Genomic DNA, 21,254 nt, shown 5'->3' with positions numbered 1-21,254 from the left:
CGAATCGTCGGGCGGGGCTACAAACGCAGCGATACGGCCAGCGGCAGTTGCACGTCGCGGCGGGCGAGCCACTCGCCTGACTGATGCAAGCCATCGGCCAGCAAGCCGGGGAACTGCTGCTCGAACGCTTCGCGGCATCGCTGGCAATGCTCGAGATGCGCCTGCATGCTGTGGGCTTCGGGATCCGCCATCGGCGTGGTGCCGAGCAGGTGGTCGTGATACGCGGTGAAGTGATCGTGACACTCAGTGCAGGTAATGCGCGCGACCGGCGGGTCGCTCGTCCAGAACATGCCGAGTCCCACGACCGCGATCAACAGCGCCGCCGCAGTGATCACCGGCATGAACGCGCCGACCTGCTCGCGGCGGTACTGGCGTTCGAGCCGAGCCGTAAGTTTAGACAGCTCGCCGGACGAGCAAGGGTGCCATTCATCTTGTCGAGTTTCGTGCGACATGCGTGTTCGTGCAAGGCGGAAAAGGAAAGCAACTACGTTTGATTATCCGCAAGCGGTCGGGGTTTGTCTGTAAAGCGATTCACACTGTGGGAAAAAGCGCTCGCCTGGGCAATCGCGGCACAGGAGCCTTGATGCTACTGGCCAGGTTATCGAGGGCGGTAATCGTGATTTTTCGCCGGCCGAGTGTCAGAAACTCCTCGGTCTGCAGTTCGCCGAGCAGCACGGTCACGGTTTCGCGGGTGCTACCAATCACGCTAGCCAGGTCCTGGTGCGATAGCTTAATGGCAAGCTGCACCCCGTCAGGAGTGGGCTGGCCGTACTGTTCGGCCAGTTCCAGGAGCAAACTGACCAGGCGTTCGCGATTCGAGCGGAACAAGAGCGACTTCAGCCGACGTTCGATGCGACGCCGCCGCAACCCAATCAGCTTGGTAATGCCGAGCGAAACGTGGGCATGACGCTCGGCCAGGCTCTCGATCACGTCCTGCGGAATGAAGATGATGTTCGATTTTTCGACCGCTTCGGCGTACTCTTCGCGTTCGCCGGAGTCGAGCAATGCTAGCTCGCCGAAAATTTCGCCTGGCTCGACAAACGCCAGGATGGCCTGCTTGCCTTCGTCGGTGTAACTACAGATCTTTGCGCGACCTTCGGCCATCAAGAGCACGCCCGACGCTTCGTCGGCCGGCATGTAGATCGGTGCCGCTCTGGCGAACCGCCTCGACAGGCAGCGTCGTTCGAGCATGGCGAGATCGTCCGCCTCGAGTCGGCGGAATAGCTCACAGCTCTTCAGGAACCATAGCTTCTCAGTCATGCAGGAATGCTCGGACGACTCAACGACGATCGGACGACAGTTGGCAAGCCCATCCAGCAATGGGCCTACTTAAATATGTACCATATGACCACCGGTCGGCAACGGTGATGGCAAAAGCCGCACTTTGCCGGGGATCCGCGGTACCGCGCTTAGTACTGCGTCGCCCAGTAACCGCCACGTGGATGGTCGTATTTCGCTTCGCGGCCCGGTTGTTCGGCCGTAATCTTACCTTCCGCGAAAACCGTATGGCCATGCACCCAGGTACGGACCGGCCATCCGGTGAGTTCGACCCCATCCCAGGGGCTCCAACCACACTTAGTGAGTTGTGTGAGATTGCTAACAGTTTGGGTCTTATTCATGTCGACCAGCACCAGATCGGCATCGTAGCCCCCTTCGATTCGCCCTTTGCCCACGATGTCCCAAACCCGCGCGGGGGCGTCGGCCATCCAATGCACGACCTGGTCGATCGTGCAGCGACCACGATTCACCTCGTTGAGCATCAGGGCCAGCGAGTTTTCGACCGCTGGCAATCCCGAGGGACTCTTGGGATACGACTGACGCTTCTCGTCGAGCGTGTGCGGGGCGTGGTCGGTGGCCACCACCTGCAGGCGTCCGTCGAGCAGCGCCTGCCAGATGGCCTCGTTGTCGTCGGCGGTCTTGAGCGAAGGATTCATCTGCACCAGCGTGCCGAGCCGCTCGTAGTCGTCGACGTTGAAGAACAGATGGTGCGGGCAGGCTTCGCCGGTGACGAGTTCCTGGTGGTCGGCCAGAAAATTGCACTCCGCAGCGGTCGACACGTGCAGCACGTGGAATCGATGGTCGTGCCGAAAGGCCAGGTCCATCGCCCGGGTGGTCGCGATCACGGCCGCCCGATGATCGCGAATCCGCGAGTGATCGGCCACATCGGTGGTCTCGCCCACCTGCTCGCGATTCGCCCGCACGGTGCTTTCGTCCTCGCAGTGAGCGGTGAGCGGCAACGTGGTTTCGGCAAAGATGCGTTCCAACGCTTCCTGTTCGTCAACCAGCAAGTCGCCAGTGCTCGAGCCGATGAAGATCTTGATGCCAGGCGTTCGCGTGGCTTGCTTCAGCTCGTCGATATTGTCGGGGGTCGCACCGATGTAGAAGCCGTAGTTCACAATCGACTTCTCAGCTGCCAGGTTCAGCTTCTGCTCGAGCAGTTCCCGAGTGGTCGCGTTCGGCACCGTGTTGGGCATCTCGAGGAACGTGGTGATGCCACCCTTGGCACACGCCCGCGAAGCGTGGGCGAGGTCTTCCTTGTGGGTCAGGCCCGGTTCGCGAAAGTGCACTTGATCGTCGATCATCCCCGGCAACAGATGCAAGCCTGATGCGTCGACAATCTCGTCGGCCGGCGTCTGCACTGCCGGGTCGATGTCGGCAATCTTGCCATTTTCGATCACCACGTCGACCGCAGCAATCATGTCGGGAAACACCACCTGAGCATTCTTGATTCGCGTACGCAATTTGGATTCCTGGTTCTCGGTCGAAGTGTTCGGTTGGTTCTTGGGGCAACTCACTCGGCGGAGGCCCGCCGATGATTGCCCTTTTGGGCCCTACGTTTTACGATCAGTGCCAGCCCGCCCGTTTACTCATGTTCAAAGGACGTTCAACTCATGAGCAGCACCTCGCCACGGATGTTAGTGATCGCTCCCCACCCCGACGACGAAATTCTCGGGGTCGGCGGCACCATGGCCCGCTTTACCCAGGCCGGCGGGGAGCTGACCGTACTTACGGTTGCGGCTCATATGCCTCCGTTGTATCCCAAGGAGGTCCACGAGCAAACCGTCGCCGAGGCGCATCAGGCCCACGCGGTGGTGGGAGCCTGCCGATCGGAGTTTCTCGACTACCCTGCCGCGCTAATGGACGACGTCCGCGTGCCCGACTTCAATCGCCGCATTCACGAGGTCGTGCAGCAGGTGGCCCCCGACGTGCTACTGATCCCCTACCCCGATCGGCACATCGACCACCGCCTGATTTTCGACGCCGCGATGGTCGTCTCGCGACCGGTCGGCATGGGCCGCGGCATCAAGCTGGTCGCCGCCTACGAGACGATCAGCGAAACGCACTGGAACGCCCCGCACATCGAGCCAAATTTCACGCCTAACTGGGTGGTCGACATCACCGACACCATTGAGACCAAGCTCGCTGCCATGGCGTGCTACGAAAGCCAGGTGCACACGTTCCCCCAACCACGCTCGGTCGAGGCCCTCAAGGCACTGGCCCTGTTCCGCGGCAGCCAGGCCGGGTTCGGGTACGGTGAAGGGTTCCACGTGATCCGCATGACCGCCCCGCCCGAGATGTTCATCGGTGGGTAAGCGGCTGCGAGTAAGGTAGGCTCTAGGCCAGACGAACGTTTAGTTCTCGGCCTTGTTGAGCAACACGCCGGTCATCAGCCAGCCATCTACCTCGGCACGCACCGTACGGCCGCTCGGACCGAAGTACCGCCGGGCGAGTTCGAACGAAGGCAGCTTGCTGCCATCGAGCTTTTGCTCACGCAGCAGCTGGTTCTTCTGATCCTCCGGCGGAGTGAGCAGTTCATTCAGCATGCGGGCGAAGAACGACTCGCTTTGCGGCAACCGGTTCTCACGCAGCAAAGCATACGTGGGACGCATTGCTTCGTCGGTACGCGTGAAGGTCCAGCTGCATTGCGGGCCGCCGGCCAAGTTCTCGAGCGCGGCTTGCACGGCCTGGTAGTCGAAGCTCTCGGCGAGGGCTTCGTTTTCGGTCGCTTGCTTGAATGCCAACCGCAGGAACTCCACGTCCGAAGCGATGAACAGCTGACCGTCGGAAGCACAAACCGCCGAACGGGTGAGCAGACGTTGCTCTTCCTCTTCTTGCGGTTCGTCGAGCAATCCGCCATCGAGACCGATGTCGAAGTCCTCTTCCTCTTGAGGCTGGAACTCCCAGATGTCGTGCCCCTCGAGTTCCTTCTTGATGTAGCCATCTTTCTCCAGGTACTTGGCAATCGCCGCCTGAAGGGTCGCCATTTTATTCGGCTTTACTTCGATGGCCACCAGGAATCGCTCGCTGGTCGTGTCGATCGGCAGCGTGTAGTCGGTCATCGCACAAATACGGGTGCCGAGCGAGGCGATGATCTCGTTGCGGAAATCAATGCCAGGACCAAAGGGATCGTTCTTAAAGCGGTCCATGGCGGTTTCGAACGCGTCGGGATAGCCTGCAATCATGCTATCGAACAGGGTGCCGAAATGATCAAACGCATTCAGCAGGTCGATGTTCAGCGTGGTGTAGCGAGCGATCATCCGCGGAGTCCAATTGTGCAGCTGCATGTCGCTGCTATTGGGCGTTTTGAACATGTTCATCGCCAAGCGATACTTTTCTCCGGCTTCGGTTCCCGTAGCTGCGGGGGCGTAGATGAACGTGCGGTGGATGAAGTCGCGCTTCGCGTCGGGGCTCACTTTGATCAGGCCGCCGATGCCTTGGATGGCATCGAAGCCTTGTTCACGGAACTGGGCCATGCGATCTTCGCCCTCGCGGGTGCGGGGGCGGATCGTACGAATGGCGTCCACCAGCTTGAACGGCTGAATGAACCACCGCACGTGACCGTCACTGAAATCGCCACTGTCTTTGCAGTTGCTCATTACGGCCGCGTATTCTGGCAGCGACTTCAGCGGATTCGGTGCGGTGCCACCCAACCGGCTCGCCAGTTGTTCGGCTACGGCCAGCTGATCGGTAACGCACAGTAAATCGCCTGCGACAAAGTAAGCCGCGTAGCGAGTTTTGTCGTCGGCATTTTGAGCCGGAACCGTGTAGCTGGTAATCGTCTGGCCCGAAGCTTGCACCGAGTCTTTGGTGGCTTTGCGATCGGCCAGGTAGCTATCAATCTTCTTGATCAGAGCATCGCGAGCAGCAGCGTTGCCGGTGGTATCGACGAGCAACACCGAACCAGCGGTCCCTTTCTCGCGGGCGACGATCGACCAGGCCAACTCGCCGCCGGCTACGCCGCGGAGATCGTCCATGGTGATGCCGATGCGCTCGCGGAAGTCGCCCATCTTCTCGGTGATGCTGTCGCGCACCTGCTCGACGAATGGCTCGAGGCTCGGGTCTTGGGCGAACTGCCCAAGCTGGGTGCGGTCGAAGCGTTGTTCGAGGTCGGCCGGGTTGGCGACACTCAAATAGGCAACCGTACTGGCCGGCAGTAGCGACTCGCTACTAGGAACCGCGGCCTGCGTATGGCCGACGATTTGCACCGACAAAACGATAGCCAAAAGGCGCACACCGATAGTCCGAATCGCATGTTTCACGTTGCAACTCCTCCAACCCTGATTTGGTCGACACGTCGACTTCTTACTTGCAAACACATCCATTACCTATGGCAAATGCAAGCAAACACCGTCCCTATTCATCATCGGTTGAGTACTGCTAGTAGTCTTCCATCTTTTTGGCGAATCGCTTTTTCCTGTACGGATTCGCTAATGTTTGACGGACATACTCAAGAAACGGGCTTGGTAAGGTGCATAATATATCGCAATCGCAACGATTAAGGAAATCGCCCGGCAGCGATGCAAATGTTCCGCAATCGACATTTCGCACGCAGGCAGGGTATTTTGGGCGGTTTTCGAATTTTTAGCTCAAAATGTCTCGTCGACGGGTCAAGTAGTCCCAGACCACGTAGCGATCAAGGTCGCGACCAGCCGTGAAGAAAACCCGCCCCGAGGTCGACTCCGCCAGGCGGTAGGCGAACCGCACGTCTTCTTCGGTTTGCGACCAGCTCGGCAGCAAGAACAAGTTGATGGTGATCCCTTCCCGCTTGCAGAGCGCCCCCTCGCGCATGGTCGCCTGCTCGGTCCGCGGATCTGGCGGGTACAAAAGATACAGTGTCTCTTGCTCGAAGTGGGCAGTTGGCAGTCCGTCGGTGATTAACACGATCTGTCGGTTGGGGGTATCCTGCGCGGCCAGCAACCGCCGGGCGGTCGAGAGGCCGTGTTGAATGTTCGTGAAGTGCAGCGGCACCATCGACTCGCTGATGTCGTCGCGACTCATGTCGGCCTTGAGCTGCACTACCGGATTGGTAATGGTCACCGGCTTCGGCATCAGATTCACGACCCGCCCTGGCTCCACCAATTTAGCGAAGCTAAACATCTCGATGAACGACAGGTAGTCGCCCGGGTACTCGGTCCGCAGCAAGCCCTGCAGCGCGAGGGCCATGCGTTTGACGTTGATGTACTGCCCGTCGTACCGCATCGACCCGCTCATATCCATCACCACGCAAGTGGCGCACTTCGGCTGATTGCGAGTTTTGTGGATCTCGATATCGTCCGATCGCAAACGTACCGGCCGCGCTGGTCGGCGGGGGGAGGTCGCTGCGTTGCCGTTGGAGTGGTCGGATCCGGCGGCCGAGTCGTCGTCTGCTGCAGCAAAGGCGCTATCGTCCTTCGAGTGACGTAGCAAGGCGTTGGTCACCGTGCCGACCACGTCCATGTTGGCCACCGAGTCGCCAAACTCAAACGGTTTGGTCGCTTGCATTTCGACGGCCCCGTCGCCGACGATGTCGCCTTGGTGCCGGCCGGTGCGGGAGGCTTCCAACTCGCTGAACAAGCGGGCGAGCAGCTTGCCTTGAAACACCCGATACGCGTGCGGCGTCAACTGATACCCACTGCCCGACTGTTTGAGCCCTTGCTGCTCGGCAACCTCGCGCATGTAATCCTGCACCTGCTGCTGCAACGCGCTCAACTGGTCGACGTCGCCCGGCTCGGCAAACTCGCTGAGCATCTCCAGGTCGATCACCCCAATCTGGGCGGTCTCGGCTGCTTCTTCGAGTTGCTCCAACAGTTCGTCGATCTGCTCCAGTTCCTCCTTGATCTCGAGCGCCTGGGGAACCGTCATCGTCTCGCGACCCGTGAACATGTACTTGGCGGCTAGCTCGTCCACCTGGTACTTGTCGCCCATCCGTTCGATCAGCTGCATCATCTGGCGGGCGAAGGGAGAGTTATCGTCTTCTGCGGCATACCACAAACGCTGCAAGTCGCGGAGCTGCTGGTTGGCGACCGCCCGATGCAGCGCGTCGGCGAACTCGGCCGGCGGGCGGGTCTGCGACGCGGCGTTGCTCACGGCCTTGCGAGCCCGCTTCAGCACTTTGCGGGTTTCGTATCTCTCTAGAATCTTCCGCTTCCGCTCTTCGAGCATCGCCCGCAATGCGTCGATACTCGGCCCCAGCCCGGCAATCTGGCTGGGATCAATCCGCACCGCGCGGGCGAGTTCCTCGTCGGTCAGCTCGCGATGCTCGCCGAACATCAGTATGTGCTCAAAGGCTCCGCTCACCAAATCGGGCGGCGGCTGTGTCGGGCTCGGAAACCGCACTGGGTCGAACTTCTGATAGGTGTGAATCACACCCCCTAACGTGTCGCGCGTGGCCATAAATCATCCGCAAGTGTAAGCTCTGCCAAAATCGGCTCGTCCCTCGATGACGGCCGTTCCGACGATACTCGAATACGGTGGGAATTATAGGCATCGCGGGGAAAACGGGTCCAATTTAAATCACGACCTTTTGCTCTCTTTTGCTATCCGAGGATTCCTTGATTGCCTCGAGGAACCCCGCAAGCTATGCTCCACCCCAACAGCGGTTCGCCACATGGAGATTCATGCAGATTCGAGAGGGGGGATACACGCGATGAGTAACAACCCATTCCAGTCGCCGCTGGAGCAGACTCATCCCCCCACTGCGATCGCCGACAAACCAGCCACCAATGATATCCAAGTCGATGGCAACTGCCTTGTCGTAAAGCCAGGCGCCGTATTGCCCAACCGATGCATCCGCACGAACGAACCCACCCCCCCACAAGATCGACGTCGCCAAACGCTGTATTGGTTACCAGTTTGGCTGGTGGTAGTTGCTGTTCTGACCTTGCCGCTGCTGCCAATCGTCTATTTTGGAACTCGCAAGGTTTGTACCATCACCTATAGTGAGTCAAGAAAGTCCAGAGCCCGTCGGCATGCTTTCGTGGTTCATGCTATTCTCGTTGGGATTGGGTTGTTCTTGGGAATGCTCATTTCCACTTCACACGGCATGTGGAACGCTAGTGTAGTAACAACCGTGGGCTTCCTATTCACTTTGATTGTCACTGCCTTTGCCGCGCGAGGCCCACTCAAGATCACTCGACACAACAATAACCGCTTCTGGATTAACGGCTTTAGCTCCGAATACATCAGCGCCCTCGAGAGCGGCCCTCTCTGATTGCAGGCCGCCACGATACTCGAATACGGTGGGAACTATAGGCATCGCGGGGAAAACGGGTCCATTTTAAATCACGACCTTTTACTCTCTTTTGCCCAACCAAGGATTCCTTGATTGCCACGAGGAACCCCGCAAGTTATGCTCCACCCCAACGGCGGTTCGCCACATGGAGATTCATGCAGATTCGAGAGGGGGGATACACGCGATGAGTAACAACCCGTTCCAGGCGCCGCTGGAAGCCCCGGCAGCGCCATCGCTGGCCGACGCCATTCGCGTAGTCGACAATGCCCTCGTCGTCCCAAGCGGTGTGCGACTTCCTCCCCGCTGCGTTGCGACCAATGCCCCTACGCAGGCTGACGACGCGGTACGCAAGAAAATTGCCTGGGTTCCGTCGATGATTTACTTACTGCTTCTGCTCGGCCCATTTCCATTCCTCATTGGCTATTTCGTTACACGCAAGGAATGCCTGATCGAATACAGCGAATCTCGCGAGGTGCGAAGCCGACGACGAAACATGGTGCTTGTGAATGCATTGGCTTCGCTGGCTTTCTTCCTGGGCATCTGTGGAATGACCGTTCTGGAGATGCCTTTCGGAGTGTGGACCATGGTCATGTTGTTCCTACTTTCGCTCATCGCGTTTGCCTTCACTACCAATGGAACGATAAAAATCGCTCATCACGATAATGGTATGTTCTGGATCAAAGGCTTTCATCCTGATTATCTCTATGATCTCACAACCGGCGCTTAAGCTCCTTGTGCTAAGCTGTGGTAAGAAACACTGTTCATTCAATTGATATAAATACGATGCCTCCCGAATCCGACCCCACCGCCCCGCTGCGGGCTGCTCTTGAAGTCACTCCCGATAACGTTCCGCTCCGTCGCCATCTGGCCGACACGCTGGCCAGCCTGGCGCGTTACGACGAAGCGGTGCAGGAATATCGCACCGTGCTCGAGCAGTCGCCGGGCGATCCGCAACTGCAATACTCGCTGGCCGACGCCTACTACCAATCGGGCCATCCCAGCGAAGCGGCCGTGATTCTCGAGTCGCTGATCGCCAAGCCCAATCCGCCTGCGATCGCGTGCGTGCTCTACGCCCGGCTCGCCCTCGGCGAAGGCCGCATCGACGACGCGGTGGCCGCTTACAAGCAGGCGCTCGACATCAATCCCGAAGCAGCCGACGACGAACTCACATTGCGGCTCGGCGTGTCGCCTCGTGGTTTCGAGGAGGAAGAGAACGAGGTGTTCGAAGGGCGTGTCCGCATGCGTGGTTCCGGCGGCGACGATGCCTTCGAGACCGAACTCGAGCGGCCCAAGGTTCGCTTTGAGAACGTCGGCGGCATGGCCGATCTCAAAGAAGAGATCCGCGTGAAGATCATCTATCCGCTCGAGCACCCCGAGATCTACCAGGCGTACGGCAAATCGCTCGGCGGCGGCATCATGATGTACGGCCCTCCCGGATGTGGCAAAACATTCTTAGCGCGGGCCACCGCTGGCGAAATCGACGCGGCCTTCCTTTCCATCGGCATCAACGACGTGCTCGACATGTGGATGGGCAACAGCGAAAAACGACTGCACAGCATCTTCGAGCAGGCGCGGGCCAATGCCCCCTGCGTGCTGTTCTTCGACGAAGTCGACGCCCTCGGCGGCAAGCGTTCCGACATGAACAGCGGCACCGCTCGCCAGTTGATCAACCAGTTTCTCGCCGAACTCGACGGGGCCGAGCACTCCAACGATGGCGTGCTGGTGCTGGCCGCTACCAATGCTCCCTGGCACGTCGATCCGGCGTTCCGCCGTCCGGGCCGGTTCGATCGGGTGCTGTTCGTGCCGCCACCAGACGAAGCCGCCCGCGCCGACATCCTGCAACTACAGTGCGCGAACAAGCCGACCCGCGACATCGACTACAAGCACTTGGCAAAGAAAACCGCCAAGTACTCGGGCGCGGATCTCAAGGCGATTCTCGACCTGGCCATCGAGGCCAAACTGACCGACTCGATCAAACTCGGCGGCCCTCCCCAGCCGATCACCGGCAAAGACCTGCTAAAGGCGATCAAATCGCACCGCGCGACCACGCAGGAGTGGTTCTCGTCGGCCAGAAACTACGCCCTGTACGCCAATCAAGGTGGTTTATACGACGACGTACTGAAGTGGCTGGAGAAGTAGACGCATTGTTCGATCCAGCAGCCGGCCTTATCGACACTCGCTGGGAGTACGTCATGCTCTTGATCGATCGTGGCGAGTTTCCACGTGCGATCGAGCAACTAACCCAGATTTTGGAGCACAATCCAAACAGCGCCCAACCACTGGCGATGATTGGGTTCTGCAAAGTTGCGCAAGGCGAGCACGAGAATGGTCTGCAGATTGGCCGCGCGGCGGTCAGCCTCGCCCCAAGCGACCCCTATACACACTATCTACTAACTTTTGGCCTCCTATTCGCAGATCAGTTAGAAGCCGCCGAAGCTGCTTTGGCAGTTGCCATGGAACTATCGCCAGACGAACCAGCATTTTTTGTGCTCCAGTCGAGATTGAAAATCGCGTCAAAGGACTGGGACGCCGCGCTGGCATCCGCCAACGAGGCCCTAAGCTTAGATCCCTCATTCGTCAGCGCCCATTCGTTGCGGTCAACAGCGCAACTCATGCTTAAGAACAATACGGCCGCCAGCGAGAGCGCGGCAAGTGCGTTAGCCTTGGACCCTGAAGATAGTACTGCCCATGCATCGCTCGGCTGGGCGTTGCTGGAGAGTGGACACGTTGACGAAGCACGCCAGGCTTTTTGCGAATCGCTCACTATCGACCCTAACAGTTCGTATGCCATCAAAGGATTGGTTGAAACCCAGAAATCGAATCGGTGGCTGATCAATTTTTGGCGAAAGGGACTCCTCTGGGTTGGCTTGCAGAACCCACATGCGATCACGGCACTATGGGCAAACATTCTACTCTCTGCACTGGTGTTCGCAGTGGTGCTGACCACCGGATTTTACTTTCCCATGGCCTGGAGATTTGCCCCACTGCCGCTTGCTTCGTTGGTATTCCCGCTCTCTTGCCTGGCTTTCTACGGGGCGATCTCCGCAGCCTTAATCAGTAACGACCCGCTGGTTCGCGCTATTCTCGATTCCGCACGCATACGCCGAGGCTATTTACTGATAGTCATCCATGCTTTATTCGTCTTACTCATTATTAGTGCACTGCTGACTGCCTCCCCACCGCTCATAGCAACCGCAATTGCCCTTGGCCTCGTGCTCGAGGGCGCCGGAATGTGGAGCGTCTCCCGCAAGAAGGTCCCCCTCCTGGAGCGCGCCTTTGCGTTTACGGTGTGCCTGAGCGTTGGATGCTACGGCTGTTTGTTCATCGGAGTTGGCGGCGAATCACTTTCCCAAATCACCAGCATGGCAGAGTCCGATCTTTCGAAATGGGCCAAATACCTTGCCCTAATCCCTTTCGCCATCTACGCATCCTTCAATGCGTTGCTCCTTCGAAACAAAAAGCCAAGTAGCTGAAACCATTCGACCACAAGCCATCATGAACCCACATATCCAACGCGCCCAGATGCTTTACAATCGTTCTCGCTATGCCGATGCGGAGCGGGAACTTGGCATGGCCTTGCAACTCGATCCGCACGAAGCCTGGGCCTACGCGCTATTGGGAGCTTGCCGGGCCGCGCAAGACGATTTTTCCAAGGCCGAAGAGCTTGGTCAGCAAGCCCTGGCGTTAGCACCCGACTCGGCCGAAATCCGTTACCTGGTCGCCCGCATTCAAATGGCTCGCAACGACCTGCCGGCCGCACTGCAAACCATCAACGAGGCGATTGCCTTCGAGCCTCATACGCCGGAGTACTACTCGGCGCGAGCATTGATTCACGCCCGTCGCAAGAAGTGGAAAGAATCGCTGGCCGACTGCGAGGCCGCGCTCGAATTGGATCCCGAGAACGTCGAGGCGATCAACGTCCGCTCGCACGCCCGTCGTGCAACAGGCGACACCGAAGCTGCTACCCGCGAATTGCGCGCAGCCTTGCAGGTCGATCCCGACGACGCCTACTCGCATGCCAATCTCGGCTGGACCCACCTGCAACGAGGCGAGCTAGCCAAGGCCGAGGAGCATTTTCGCGAAGCGTTGCGGCTCGACCCAGAACTTGAGGTCGCCCGCGTCGGAGTGCTTGAAACGTTGAAAGCGAAGGTTCCCTTCTATCGGTGGATCCTCAATTACTTTTTGTGGATGCAAACCAAAGCGGCCGGCGCGCAGTGGGCGATCGTCATTGGGTTGTTCATTGCCTATCGCATCTTGGGAGGCGTCGCGGCAAACAATCCGCAACTGGCGCCGTTTCTGGCCCCGCTACTTATTTTGTACGTACTGTTTGCCCTGGCTACCTGGTTTGCCAAGCCGCTGGCCGATACCGCGCTATTGTTGCATCCCTTCGGTCGCATGGCACTCACCGGGCAAGAAAAGCGCGAAGGATCGATCGTCACACTGTTGGTGCTGGTGGTCGTTGGATTCGTGACCGCTGGCCTGCTCACGAACGAGGGAATCTATCTTACTTATGCTGTCTTGATTGGTTCCCCCGCCCTGGCGGTAGCCATGAGCTTTAAGTTCGATCCCCTTCAACCACGCCGCATCCTGCAAGCAACGGCAGCGGTGCTGGCTTGCATTAGCTTGTATTTAGTGGCGGAAATCCAATGGTCGGCAGGGGAACTCCTGCTGCCCCCTGCCCTGTATCAAGCGGTCACGCGACTCTGCCTGCTGCTGGTCCGATTCTCGATTCTTGGCATTCTGATTGGGGCCAACATCCTCGCTTCGAAGCAGTGGCGACGGTAGCCAATTGTCCCGCGTCAACATCCGTAAACATGGCAGTTTGTTGTAGAAATTGGCCACCTGGTATGGTCCAATGAATAACAACCTGAAACTACGTTCAGGCTGCCCGCTGGGCCTATCGAGGTTGCTGATCTCGGAGATTGGCAGCGTCGACGAGCCAAGCGACTGATGGTGAGTGCTGCGCGCTCGTTGGTTGTCCCGCGTGAGTGGGACCGCCGGTGTCGCACGCATGGCAAGTGCCCCCAGTCGACCTTTTTGCCCCCACTCGAAGTGGGGTGGGGCGAAACGAAACTTAGACCGCATCCGCGAATGGCTGACAAACGCTATAAATCAAGCGATTTTTCAAACTCTGCGGCCCCTTCTCAACACTCGATTTTGCCCCCACGAATCGATTTCCGTACTTTGGGGGCAATTCGCCAGCAGGGGTCAGCCGTGCAGCCGACGCAGCTCGTCGGCCAGGATGCGAATGCCGCTTTCGACCACTTCTTCCGATTGCGAAAAAGTAAGCCGAATGCACTGCCGGCGGTGCGGCCAGTCGGCATCCTCCTGGTCGTTGAGCCCAAAGAAGAAGTACTCGCCTGGCACGATCAGCACGCCCCGCTGCTTGAGTCGGGCGTACAGCTCCTGCGTCGAGACCGGCAGCTCCGGGAACCACAGCCACAGGAAGAACGCCCCTTCGCTGCGATGCACCTGGTACGGAAACTCGTCGGCAAAGTACTGATCGATCCACTGACGCGCGGCCGTCGACTTGGCTTGGTAGAACGGCAAAATCACTTCCTGCGAGATCGCCCGCAGTTTGCCATTCGCCAGCAGCGGTTCGACCAACGCTTGCCCAATGTTGTTATTGGCCAGTCCAACGACGCCGGTCATCGCACGAATTCGCGAGGCGATTTGCTCGTCGGCCAACACGATGCCGGTGCGAGTGCCAGGCAAACCAAGCTTCGAAAGGCTGAACGTCATCACTCGATTGCGATCCCACACCGGAGCAATCGGCTCGAACACCGCACCGGGGTACGGTTCGCCATACGCGTTGTCGATGATCAGCGGAATATCATGGCTGGCCGCCATGCCGGCCAGACGCGACACTTCGTCGTCGGTCAGCACGTTGCCCGTGGGGTTGGTCGGGCGGCTGACGCAAATCGCGGCGGTCTCGTCGGTGACTTCGATCGCGTCGAAATCGATGCGGTACTTGAACGAATGATTCTCGAGTATCTCGATGCGCGGGCGGTAGCTGCGGAACGTCCGCGGGTCGAGCTTCTGATCGGCGTAACCAATGTACTCCGGAACGATCGGAAACATCACGTGCCGAAAACCGCCGTTGGGCATCTCGCCTGCCAGCAGCGTGAACAGGAAGAAGAACGCGGTTTGCCCCCCGTTGGTCACCGCAATGTTCTCGGGACCAACATCCCAGCCGTAAAGTTCACGGAGCGATGTCGCAAACGCTTCGCGAAACTTGGGACTGCCGGCCGGGCCATCGTAGTTGGCCAGCATGCGATCGCAATACGTGGTGTCGGCCACGATTTCCGAAAGCCGCTCGCGCCAGAGCTGCTGCAACTCGGGAATGTGAGCCGGGTTTCCGCCGCCGAGCATCCGCATGTCGCCGCCGCCTGCCATGGCCGCGCCGAGATCGTCCATCAACTCCACAATGCCAGACTGACCAGAAAGACGCTCGCCGATTTGAGAGAATTGCAGTTTCATGATGGCAGTTGCATGATCGTCGTACGGTGGGAAGATCCACGGTCGGCTGCATGCTCGGCAGCCGCCCCGCTGGTGGCCCAAACCTTCCATTGTATCTACCAACGCCCTGTTACGTGAGGAGCCCATGAAAATCATTGCTGCGATGAGCGAAAACCGAGTGATCGGCCAGGGCGACGGAATGCCGTGGGATGTGCCGGACGAGTACCAGCAGTACCTGGAATTCGTGCGTGGCACGACCGTGCTAATGGGCCGCCGGACGTTCGAGATTTTCGGTGCCGACACCACGGCCGACCACATCGTGGTGCTCAGCCATACTCCCCGCCCGGTAGCCGGCGGGGCGGTCTGCACGAATTTGCAGCAAGCACTGAGCACCGCCGCCGCGTACGGCAAACCCATCTTCAGTTGCGGGGGAGCATCGATCTACGCACAGACCATTCCGCTCGCCAGCGAGATGCTGCTGTCGACCATCAAAGGAGAGCACCCCGGCGATACGTACTTCCCCGAGTTCAACGCGTTCGAATGGCAAGTTGCCGAAGAGCGAGATGAAGAGCACTACTTGTTCCGACGATGGGTGCGCCGCAACCAAGCGAGGAACACATGATCAATAGTTGTGGGTTTCCATCCAGTACTGCCCCTCAGGCGACTCGAGAAACTCCCGGTACTCTGCAAGCGATCGCAAATCGCCCCAGACCACTCCGTAGCGTTCTTCCAAGGTTTCCATGGCTGCGGCCACCTTGGTGAACTCCTTCAGTGGCAAACCAGCAGCAACGGTTCCGTAGAACGCGGTATCCATATCGAGGCCCGTTTCCATGACCTTATCGAAGTACTCCATCGCCTTGGGATAATTCTCTTGCAACAGGTAGGTATTGCCGCGGAGTGCGTCGACATAAGGATCGCCACCAACGGCCTGGTCGACCGCATCCAACGCCTGCAAGGCTTCGTCGTATTTTTCAGCAATGAGTAGCGAATCAATCAACATTAACTCCAGCCCTGTTGCATCGGAATGGTGCGTACGAATCGCGTTCGAGATCTCCATGATTTTGTCTTCGCCGGTCCGGTTCGAAAGCGCGTAGGCTTGGATCAACATCCCCTTTGAAAAACGGACTTCCTCCGGTAGCGAATAAAACAGGTTCCACGCTTGAGCATCGCTCTGGCCACTTAAGACAAGGTTTTGAAATTGACTCACCTTATCAATACTCTGCACGTAGGCCGACTCCTTCGACGTGGCTCGTTGGAGCCAGTTTTTATTCATCTCGGCAACATGCGGCAGCAGTCCACGTCGCCAGGTTTCGGTAATGGTCTCGCCGGTGAGGAACACGTACAGATCGACCGCCTTGAGTTGCCCATCGACGCGTTGCAAGGTGTATTGATGGTAGTTCACCCCATTATCGCCGGAGGCACGAAAGATGACGACCCGGTTGCCATCCTTCTCCAGGATGTTGACCAACTGGTAGTCCGCAGTGTTCCCACCCCCTCGGCGAATCTGCGTGACGAACGAACCGACCGAACGCATGCCAACCTGCAATCCATTCATGACCTCCGTGCGATCCGATTCACTAAGATCCAGCCCCGCTGTCGCTCGCATCGCCATGGTGTCCCAGTCGATCATGCCGTCGAACGTGCGCGTGTCGTTGTCGTCGTACGCTTGCTTCATTTTGTCGGCGAATTGCTGGGCTTCTTCGGTCGTTACCATCCGTGCGGCGACCGGGCGCACCTCGCGCTCTCGCGGTGCAGCAGCCGAGTTCGTCTCGACAGCCGACTCGTCGGCGCTGGCATTCCCGTCCGACTCGAGGGCGGGATCTCCTCCGCAACCGAGGACGGCCAACATCGAGAAACTACAGAGAATCGCCAAAGACCATGTACGCAACATACAGAGTACCTCCCCACCTGCGATCGCAGGAATGAATCGACGAGCAATATGCCGAAAACGCCAGTTTACCGCACCCACCAGTGGAGGACCAGTAGAACTTTCCCCTGAGAAGCATCGCACCAGCACTGCATACTGGTGCGTCAACCAAACAGCTTAGACACCGCGTTTCGGCTTGGGGATGCGACCTGTCGCTCGGCGGGTGCCACCTTCGCCGTCGGACAGGTTGCGTTGATTCGAGCCACGCCGGCCGCGTTTCACTTTGCCTTTCCGCTCGCGCACCGAATCGACCGGCTGGCCCATGCTGTCCTTCATTTGCCCAATCCGATCACGAATGGCTGCCGCCCGTTCGAACTCCATCGCTTCGGCTGCTTCGTACATCTCTTTTTCGAGTTCCGCAATGTACTCTTCGGTAATGTACTGTGTTTCGTCGCTCCGCCCGACCGCGGCGTTGGCCGCTGCGTGGGCTTCCTGCTCGGCTTCGATGCCCATGCGAATGGCCTTTTTAATCGTTTGCGGAGTGATGCCATGCTTTTCGTTGTACTCCTGCTGCAACTTGCGACGGCGCTCGGTTTCGTCGATCGAGCGTTGCATGCTGTCGGTCACCTTGTCGGCATACAGAATGACCTTCGAGTTCACATTTCGCGCGGCTCGTCCGATGGTCTGCATCAGCGAGGTTTCGCTGCGGAGGAAGCCCTCCTTGTCGGCGTCGAGAATCGCGACGAGCGACACTTCGGGCAAGTCCAAACCTTCCCGCAACAAGTTCACGCCGATCAGGGCCTCGAACCGCCCTTGCCGCAAGTCGCGGAGCAACTCTACCCGCTCGAACGCATCGAGTTCGCTATGCAACCATTTGCACAACACCCCTTGCTCGTTCAAGTACGTCGACAGATCCTCGGCCAGGCGTTTGGTAAGCGTGGTTACCAGCACCCGCTCGTCCTTGGCGGCCCGCTCGCGGATCTCTTCCAGCAAGTGGGGCACCTGCCCGCGAGCGGGGACCACTTCGATCACCGGATCGAGCAACCCCGTGGGGCGGACCACCTGCTCGACGACTTCGCCGCCGGTTTGTTCGAGTTCCCACTTGCCGGGCGTCGCTGAGACGTACACCGCTTGCTTCGCGCGCTCGTGCCATTCGTCGAACTTGAGCGGGCGGTTGTCGAGTGCACTTGGCAGCCGGAAACCATGCTCGACCAGCGTGGTCTTGCGGGCGCGGTCGCCGTTGTACATGGCACCGATCTGGGGGATCGTCGCATGAGACTCGTCGATGAACAACAAGAAGTCGTCGGGAAAGAAGTCGAACAGCGTGTTCGGCGGCGAACCTGGCGGGCGACCACTCAATGGCTGGCTATAGTTTTCGATGCCGGGGCAGTAGCCCATTTCGAGCATCATCTCAATGTCGTACCGAGTGCGGGCGTTCAGCCGCTGGGCTTCGAGCATCTTGCCTTGCTCTTTGAACAGTTGCAGCCGGCCCGACAGTTCTTTGCGGATCTGATCCACCGCGTTTTCAATCCGCTCCTCCGGCAGCACAAAGTGCTTCGCAGGGTAGACGTAAACTTCCTGCAGTTTGTCGACGACCGTTCCGCTGGTTGGGTTGATGATCGACAAGGCCTCGATTTCGTCGCCCCAGAACTCGATGCGGTAAGCAAACTCTTCGTAGCTCGGCCAGACCTCGACCGAGTCACCACGCACACGGAACTTGCCCCGCTCGGGATCGAAGTCCTTGCGTTCGTATTGAATGTCGATCAACTTGCCGAGCATCTCGTCGCGTTCTACCACGTCGCCGACCGCCAATCCAATCATCATCTGCTTGTAGTCTTCCGGCGAGCCCAAACCGTAAATGCAACTCACGCTGGCCACGACGATCACGTCGCGGCGACTGACCAGCGAGCTAGTCGTGGCCAAACGCATACGATCGATCTCTTCGTTGATCGAGGCATCCTTCTCGATGTAGATATCGCGCTGCGGAATGTACGCTTCCGGCTGGTAGTAGTCGTAGTAGCTCACGAAGTAACTTACCGCGTTGTTCGGAAAGAAATCTCGGAACTCACCATACAACTGGGCGGCCAGCGTTTTGTTGTGCGAGAGCACCAGCGTTGGCTTCTGCAACTGCTGGATGATGTTGGCCATGGTGAACGTCTTGCCCGAGCCGGTCACACCCATCAAACATTGCTCGCGACGCCCTTGCTGCAGGCCCTCGACCAATTGCTTGATGGCAGCAGGCTGATCGCCGGCAGGCGCGAATTCGGAAGTCAATTGAAATTGGGGCATCGCTGTAATCCATCGAAAAACACTAGTTCGGAGCTACTCTCTCATTCGCACTGTCGAACTCAGGCAAACCGAGAGCGACTTGAAGCCCGCTCGAATGGTACAAGCCAACCTCAGTTAATCAACTACTTCCGCAAAAGTTTGCAACTCTGCATGCCCGTGGCCGGGTTCGACCTCGGCATTTCCGGGGCGCAGGCAGAGGCCGGTTTGCATGCCCGCTTCGCGAGCCGCATCGAGTTCGGCGACGACGTCGCTGAGGAACAGGATCTCGCCGGGGGCAAGTTCCCAGTCCTTGGCGATCCGCTCGTAGCTTTCGGCTTCGCGTTTGGGTCCGATCGTCGTGTCGTAGTGACCGCTGAAGTAACCAAGCAGGTTGCCCGCCTTGCTGTGAGCGAAAAACAACCGCTGAGCGTGGGCACTGCCCGACGAGTAGACGCGGAGGTCGATTCCTTGCGACTTCCACTGCTCGAACGCCGGCGGCACATCGTCGAACACGTGGGCTACCAACTCGCCGCTGGCGAAGCCGGCTTGCCAGACGAGCCCTTGCAGCTGCTTGAGTCCGGTCGCTTTGATGTCGGCATCCATCAGCCGCACGATTTCGGCCTCGAACGCCTGACGATCGCACCCCAGCGCGGTGCTTTTGGCATCGCTGGCCACTTGTTGTCGCACCTCAGTCAGGGCATCGGAGTCCCAATTCGTATCGAGATACTCACCCAGCCCACGACGGGCGAACGGAAACATCACGTCGTACACGTACGAAACCATCGAGGTGGTTCCCTCGACGTCCAGCAGAATGCCTCGCGGCTTATCGCTCATTACAGCTCCACCGGCGGTTTAAACTTCGATTCACTTGGCAAGTAACTATTTCCCCAACAGACAGGCGGATGCTTCTCGTGCACACCTTGATCGATATACTCCGGAGTCCACCCCGTGGGATCCTGGAACAACCGAATGCAGCGTATGTGGCGATCGTCGCACAGATGGAACCAGTGCTTCACGCCAGCTGGCACGTTGATCAGGTCGCCCGCTTCGACTTCGATCGAGAACACCGGTCCATTCTCGGGATTCACCCAGAACACCCCGCGACCTTCGACCGTGAACCGCACCTCATCCTCGCTGTGCGTATGCTCTTTATCAAACTTGGCGAGCATCGCATCCAGGTTCGGGGTGTCGGGCGCAACGTTGATCACGTCGGCGGTCACGTATCCGCCTTGAGTCTTGAGGCGTTCGATCTCAGGAGCGTACTCCTGCAGAATATCGTCGGCCGTTGCCTGTTCGGTCAAACGCCCTTCCACGGCCCAATGTTCGTACCAAATACCAAACGGCGACAGGAACTGTTCAATCTCTTGAACATCGCTGGTTCGTCGTTCGTTGTCCGCGATCGTGAGAGTTGCCATAGGTTTATCCGTTGGGATAGGGTTTACGATTTCGCTGAGAATTCGAGCCGACCGACGCACTCAAACAGAAACTCGAACACTTCGATGTGTCGGCGTGCGGCTGCCAAGTCGCGTCCCCAGGTGTACAGGCCATGCTTGCGGATCAAGAAACCATGCTCCAGGGGGTTCTCGGCATCACGCAAACGCTCACGGACCTCGGCTGCCAGGCTAGCGATGTCTTGCGTGTTTTCGAAAATGGTCACCCGCTTGGTAGTTTCGTGGGTGGGGATCCCCTCGAGCCCTTTGAGCATCTCAAAGCCGGAGATCTCGACATACCCTTGCTCGAAAAATCGGTCGGAGAGCAGCGTGCCCCACACCGAGTGGGTGTGCAGCACCGCGCCGGTGTCGGGGAGTTCGGACAGCACTACGTGCAGCAGCGTTTCGGCCGAGGGTTTGTTTTCGGCGGGAAAATCGTCGCCAGGGCGTTCAATCCGCTGCCCGCGGTCGTTCACCCGCACAAAATCGGTCCGCTCCAGGCGTCCTTTATCTTTACCACTAGCAGTCAGGAGGAGCTCCAGAGGCCCCCGCTCGAGCACTACGCTGTAATTGCTGCTGGTACCGAGCGACCACCCCCGAGCGTGCAACATGTTGCCGGTTTCGCGAAGTCCATCGAGCTGGGTACGCAGCATTTCCGCGTTCGCTTGTAGCTGGCGTTCCACTTCAGCGGGGTCGATGTCGATCGTCGTACTTCGTCCGGACATGGGAATACGTAAGC

General features: G+C 58.7%; 17 protein-coding genes. 6 read left to right on the top strand and 11 right to left on the bottom strand.

Going from position 1 to position 21,254, the window contains the following annotated elements; genetic code table 11:
• Window positions 1–17 precede the first annotated feature (17 nt).
• From Pan181_RS07570 to Pan181_RS07560, 3 genes are all read right to left on the bottom strand, one after another.
• Complete coding sequence (locus Pan181_RS07570; RefSeq protein WP_145246255.1) at window positions 18–452, bottom strand: zf-HC2 domain-containing protein; 435 nt, start codon at window positions 450–452, stop codon at window positions 18–20.
• Between the two features lie 79 nt (window positions 453–531).
• Window positions 532–1,260 carry a Crp/Fnr family transcriptional regulator gene (locus Pan181_RS07565; protein ID WP_145246254.1) on the bottom strand — a complete coding sequence of 243 codons (729 nt, stop codon included), beginning with the start codon at window positions 1,258–1,260 and terminating at the stop codon, window positions 532–534.
• Between the two features lie 149 nt (window positions 1,261–1,409).
• The gene (locus Pan181_RS07560) at window positions 1,410–2,741 is read right to left on the bottom strand and encodes a dihydroorotase (protein ID WP_145246253.1); all 1,332 of its coding nucleotides are present in this window, start codon (window positions 2,739–2,741) and stop codon (window positions 1,410–1,412) included.
• A gap of 150 nt (window positions 2,742–2,891) precedes the next feature.
• Here Pan181_RS07560 and Pan181_RS07555 point away from each other — a divergent pair, with 150 nt between their 5' ends.
• Complete coding sequence (locus tag Pan181_RS07555; protein WP_145246252.1) at window positions 2,892–3,593, top strand: PIG-L deacetylase family protein; 702 nt, start codon at window positions 2,892–2,894, stop codon at window positions 3,591–3,593.
• Window positions 3,594–3,632: 39 nt separating this feature from the next.
• Here the strand turns inward: Pan181_RS07555 and Pan181_RS07550 are convergent, their stop codons facing one another.
• Window positions 3,633–5,504, bottom strand: a complete 1,872-nt coding sequence (locus Pan181_RS07550; protein ID WP_197529014.1) for a DUF3352 domain-containing protein — start codon at window positions 5,502–5,504, stop codon at window positions 3,633–3,635.
• Between the two features lie 358 nt (window positions 5,505–5,862).
• On the bottom strand, window positions 5,863–7,653 hold the full coding sequence (locus Pan181_RS07545) for a vWA domain-containing protein (RefSeq protein ID WP_145246250.1): 1,791 nt from the start codon (window positions 7,651–7,653) through the stop codon (window positions 5,863–5,865).
• A gap of 1,022 nt (window positions 7,654–8,675) precedes the next feature.
• Here Pan181_RS07545 and Pan181_RS07535 point away from each other — a divergent pair.
• Genes Pan181_RS07535 through Pan181_RS07520 form a run of 4 tightly spaced genes read left to right on the top strand, consistent with a single transcriptional unit; the run spans window position 8,676 to window position 13,276 of the window.
• Window positions 8,676–9,218, top strand: a complete 543-nt coding sequence (locus tag Pan181_RS07535; RefSeq protein ID WP_145246248.1) for a hypothetical protein — start codon at window positions 8,676–8,678, stop codon at window positions 9,216–9,218.
• 56 nt (window positions 9,219–9,274) lie between these two features.
• Window positions 9,275–10,630 carry an ATP-binding protein gene (locus Pan181_RS07530; RefSeq protein ID WP_145246247.1) on the top strand — a complete coding sequence of 452 codons (1,356 nt, stop codon included), beginning with the start codon at window positions 9,275–9,277 and terminating at the stop codon, window positions 10,628–10,630.
• The gene (locus tag Pan181_RS07525; protein WP_231943780.1) at window positions 10,615–11,964 is read left to right on the top strand and encodes a tetratricopeptide repeat protein; all 1,350 of its coding nucleotides are present in this window, start codon (window positions 10,615–10,617) and stop codon (window positions 11,962–11,964) included. Before Pan181_RS07530 ends, Pan181_RS07525 begins: the two co-directional genes overlap by 16 nt.
• Window positions 11,965–11,986: 22 nt before the next feature.
• Entirely contained in the window at window positions 11,987–13,276 is a 1,290-nt protein-coding gene (locus tag Pan181_RS07520) for a tetratricopeptide repeat protein (RefSeq protein WP_197529012.1), read from the top strand.
• 423 nt (window positions 13,277–13,699) lie between these two features.
• Here the strand turns inward: Pan181_RS07520 and Pan181_RS07515 are convergent, their stop codons facing one another.
• Window positions 13,700–14,971, bottom strand: a complete 1,272-nt coding sequence (locus Pan181_RS07515) for a valine--pyruvate transaminase (protein WP_145246244.1) — start codon at window positions 14,969–14,971, stop codon at window positions 13,700–13,702.
• A 124-nt stretch (window positions 14,972–15,095) separates the two neighbouring features.
• Between Pan181_RS07515 and Pan181_RS07510 the strand changes: the two genes are divergently transcribed.
• Entirely contained in the window at window positions 15,096–15,572 is a 477-nt protein-coding gene (locus Pan181_RS07510) for a dihydrofolate reductase (protein ID WP_145246243.1), read from the top strand.
• Here Pan181_RS07510 and Pan181_RS07505 read toward each other — a convergent pair whose 3' ends face one another.
• From Pan181_RS07505 to mtnB, 5 genes are all read right to left on the bottom strand, one after another.
• Window positions 15,573–16,841, bottom strand: a complete 1,269-nt coding sequence (locus Pan181_RS07505) for a tetratricopeptide repeat protein (protein WP_145246242.1) — start codon at window positions 16,839–16,841, stop codon at window positions 15,573–15,575. It lies immediately after the preceding gene.
• Window positions 16,842–16,994: 153 nt separating this feature from the next.
• A complete protein-coding gene (gene uvrB, locus Pan181_RS07500; protein WP_145246241.1) occupies window positions 16,995–19,106 on the bottom strand; it encodes an excinuclease ABC subunit UvrB in 2,112 nt (703 codons plus the stop codon).
• A gap of 114 nt (window positions 19,107–19,220) precedes the next feature.
• Window positions 19,221–19,919, bottom strand: a complete 699-nt coding sequence (gene mtnC / locus Pan181_RS07495; RefSeq protein WP_145246240.1) for an acireductone synthase — start codon at window positions 19,917–19,919, stop codon at window positions 19,221–19,223.
• Window positions 19,919–20,500 carry a 1,2-dihydroxy-3-keto-5-methylthiopentene dioxygenase gene (locus tag Pan181_RS07490; protein WP_145246239.1) on the bottom strand — a complete coding sequence of 194 codons (582 nt, stop codon included), beginning with the start codon at window positions 20,498–20,500 and terminating at the stop codon, window positions 19,919–19,921. Before Pan181_RS07490 ends, mtnC begins: the two co-directional genes overlap by 1 nt.
• 23 nt (window positions 20,501–20,523) lie before the next feature.
• The gene (gene mtnB, locus Pan181_RS07485; protein ID WP_231943779.1) at window positions 20,524–21,240 is read right to left on the bottom strand and encodes a methylthioribulose 1-phosphate dehydratase; all 717 of its coding nucleotides are present in this window, start codon (window positions 21,238–21,240) and stop codon (window positions 20,524–20,526) included.
• Between the last annotated feature and the right edge of the window lie 14 nt (window positions 21,241–21,254).

Origin of the sequence: Aeoliella mucimassa, from assembly GCF_007748035.1 — a bacterium.
In the GTDB taxonomy this organism is placed as follows: domain Bacteria; phylum Planctomycetota; class Planctomycetia; order Pirellulales; family Lacipirellulaceae; genus Aeoliella; species Aeoliella mucimassa.
The sequence above is the reverse complement of the archived record's forward strand: the minus strand, read 5'-3'. Positions and strand labels throughout refer to the sequence as shown.